Raw genomic sequence first — 3,553 nt, 5'->3', positions numbered from 1 at the left:
TCTGGACACAGATATAATATTTATGAACATAAAAATATAATTGCACTTCTGGAATTTCTTCAAGGAGAAGTGCACTTATAGTTAAAAACCCTTGGTTTGTAACATATAAATGCTAAAATCACATTCAATAGGTTCTGATGTCAACATTATAACTTTTAAAGGAACAGCTAATAACTATAATATCTACAAATGTGATATTCCCGTATTCCAGCAAAAATTGGAACGAATTGTAGGATACTGCAATATAAACCTATATGAACCAAGAGGAGTTAAACTCACAATGTAGATTCTCTATGGGGTATACTTTCTTCTCAATTTCAACAGCTTCCAAATTATAGGCCTTACTTTTTTATAAGATCGGACATTTTTTTAACTACATGTGGATAGTTAACTATTTTATTCAAAAATTCATCCGTTTTTAGAAGGTGGAAATAATATAAACATATTAGTATTATTGAAAGAAGGGCCACCAACAGTTGATCTGCTGATAACAATTTAACGATAAGGAGGACAATTCCTGCCGGGATGAATAGTATAAAATTTGACGAAATTATTTTTATCAATTTAAAAGTTTCGATACCTGAATAGATCAGAATCCTCCACAAAAAATATCCATATACCAGCACTCCCGATATAGAGAAGAGAAGTAAGGCTATTCTAGCACTTCCCATGAAGCCGCCTATTACAAGCGACAATAATCTTGTGATAATGTTCAGAAAATTAAATGTCAACTCATATTGTTGTATTTCCATAACTGAGAATATTGCGCTTAGTGGTGAAGATATGAACCAAACAAAAGCCCAGATGCCCAGTATCTGAGCGTATACTCCTGCTTCTACCCATTCTTGCCCGAAAAACACATAAAAAAGATCACTACCAGCAATAGTGAGGATCGATATAGGGAACAGGCTCACGATGATCAGGATCCTAAGGACATTCTCAACAAGAGAGTCAAGAGTGCCTTCATATCTGGCTATAGAAGCCCTTTGGAAAAAAACATCTGAAATGGAACTCCCTATCAAGTTCATGGGTAGCTGCAGAAGACGGAAGCCCAAGGCATAAAACCCTGCAACCGCAGGTGAGAAAAATGAAGCAAGCAGAAATGTGGGCAACTGCCATGAAACTACGTTCATTAGAGCTGCCCAGCTTTCAATCAACGGAAATTTCCTATACCTTTTAGCCATAGCATACATTCTTTTAAAACTGATCCGAGTTTTAATACTTGCTTTATCACTCTTCCAAACCTGGCTGCTGAGTACAATAGTTGAAACGGATTGCCCGGTAATACTGCCCAGCAGAAGACCACCTCCTGCAAAATAACCTGCAATACCTGAAGTTATTTGTATCCCGATGGTCGAAAGGGAATTGTATACCTTGGCAAGAGAAAGTCTTTTGAAATTCTTGTTCCTAGAATTCCAATAGTTCAGGGCAAGGAAAACAGTGCTGATAAATATGAACGGTGGAGATAGCCACAGATAGTTCTCAAGCTGGGGTGAATTAAGGGATAAGATAAGTGTTTCTTTGAAAATGAATAGCAATGGGACAGTTAAAATTGTGATGAATAAGGCTATTAATAAACTCAAACCCAGAATATTAATGGCGTCATCATCTGACTCCGGTAGCAATATAGCCAGTTCATACCGCATGCATGCAATTGTGCTAACAATGCCTGTGATAGAAATGAATATGGCCCATGTTCCAAAATCTTCGGGTCCATAAAGCCGGGTCAGCATAGGATAAGCAAGTATTCCAACTATTTGTGCAAAGGTCGTTCCTCCGACCAGTATGAGAACGTCTGATATAAAACTGCCTTTCTTCGTACACATATTCGAACCAGTATTTTATTTAATTGAGTAACGATCCCACTGAAATCTTTTCAGTATCTGTGTCTTTATCACCAGTATCAAAATGGCCCCACTATGATTTATCTTAGAAGCATCACACTTTTCATATAGCCTTTTTCAATATCCTGACCTGTCAGGCACTATGATCATACCACCAGAAAATGTTCTCTGCGCTGGTCATCCAGGCTTTTTTCTCATAACCGTATTCCAATAACCTTTCATAAAATCGGAGATTATCATCTTGCATATAGGCGTTGTGCCAGAGGATCGTGATCACACCTCTGCATTGCTCTACTGTATCGATCAACTGCCGCGTGATATCCCATGCTCTTTCGTGATCCAGCCTCATGTAATCTCCTAAAAGTGTACAGTCCATTATTACAAGCGGAATTTCGATCAAATCTATCTCTTTGCCAGTGATCAGATCGAAAGGTTTGAATGGATGGCACATTCCGTTCCTGAATCCCACAGTATCTGCATATCCGAAAGTGGTATCGTACTTAAAACCTGCCTTGCTGAGCAGTTCCCATGTATCTGGTATTCTGAATCTCAGGAAATGGTTCCTGAAGCCAACAACCTCTTTTTCAAGGGCACTTTCCAACATCTTCTTTTTTTGTACTAGATCATCAAGACTCAGATAGGACCCATGACCACCGTGCAGGCCTACTTCCCATCCACGGTCCCTTATGTACTTTATCTCAGAAGCAACTTCTTCAAGGTCATAATTGAAGTCCCTTTCACCAGGTTTCAGTGCAAGGAAATAGAAACTCGATTTTCCACCGTACTTTTCTTCCAGTTCCATGATCTGTCGAAAATTCCAGTAGGGATGCTTTTTTTTATCCAGAGCGTACAAAAAGTGCTGAACACCATTCCTTAAGTTTCCTTTTATCACTGACATTCCAGAATTCAAGAGGTGGTGCTTTACGCCCATTGTCAATACGTCTATATCATGGGTTAAGCAAATCGCAAATCTTTTCCCGTCAGGATATTCAGGTTGCAGACCCTTTTCTATCAAGTATTGTGATACAACAGGCTGCATTACATTTCTGTATTTGCTCAAATAGTAAGGAAATCTGTCATATCGATCTAAACAGGATGGGGTATATTCTTCTCTTTTTGTGAAAATATCCCATATCTCAGAATCTGCATGCATGCTCTGAATGATATTTTCTACTTTCTTGATATTGGACGATATCACTTTATTTCTCTCTGGACACATTTATACCGAACATTCCCCGCCATATCTTTCTTGTCGATTTGTTATATGAACTGAACCTGACCCAAACATATTTTTTGCATAGTTTCTCATTTGCAAGCCATATCCAACAATTCAAGAGCATACCAATTTGTATAAGAATTATTTACTAAATATATTTCAATGTCTTTTCTATATTTAAACCTATTCAGACTTTTAAACATCCCTCAATGAAAAAACTGTGTTCGTACAAGGCACATGCTGCAATTTAGCATGCGTTATCCAATATAAAAATAAACAAGGTCAGAATGAAATGTACTCGATAAGGCTCAGGAAACCCATTTTCATAAATGCATTACCATATACAATCTCTTTAACCTGTGGAACAAAATGTTGTTAATATCAGGACCAGCTTTGGCGATGGGTTCACTATCTTGTACCGGAGCCGAAGAAACACTTTTAGATGCCTCTTCGGTATTACCGTATCTGCCGACATTGATCCTATTACCATTCT

Annotated in this window: 2 protein-coding genes; both read right to left on the bottom strand. The window is 38.0% G+C overall.

All coding sequences use genetic code 11. The features are described 5' to 3' along the window. Positions 1-341 precede the first annotated feature (341 nt). Positions 342-1,826, bottom strand: a complete 1,485-nt coding sequence (locus tag AB7U21_RS11310; RefSeq protein ID WP_428389136.1) for an oligosaccharide flippase family protein — start codon at positions 1,824-1,826, stop codon at positions 342-344. 151 nt (positions 1,827-1,977) lie between these two features. Further along, entirely contained in the window at positions 1,978-2,736 is a 759-nt protein-coding gene (locus AB7U21_RS11305; protein WP_428389134.1) for a polysaccharide deacetylase family protein, read from the bottom strand. Positions 2,737-3,553: the final 817 nt, after the last annotated feature.

The organism is Methanomethylovorans sp. (assembly GCF_050177135.1).
Taxonomy (GTDB): Archaea; Halobacteriota; Methanosarcinia; order Methanosarcinales; family Methanosarcinaceae; genus Methanomethylovorans.
The sequence above is the reverse complement of the archived record's forward strand: the minus strand, read 5'-3'. Positions and strand labels throughout refer to the sequence as shown.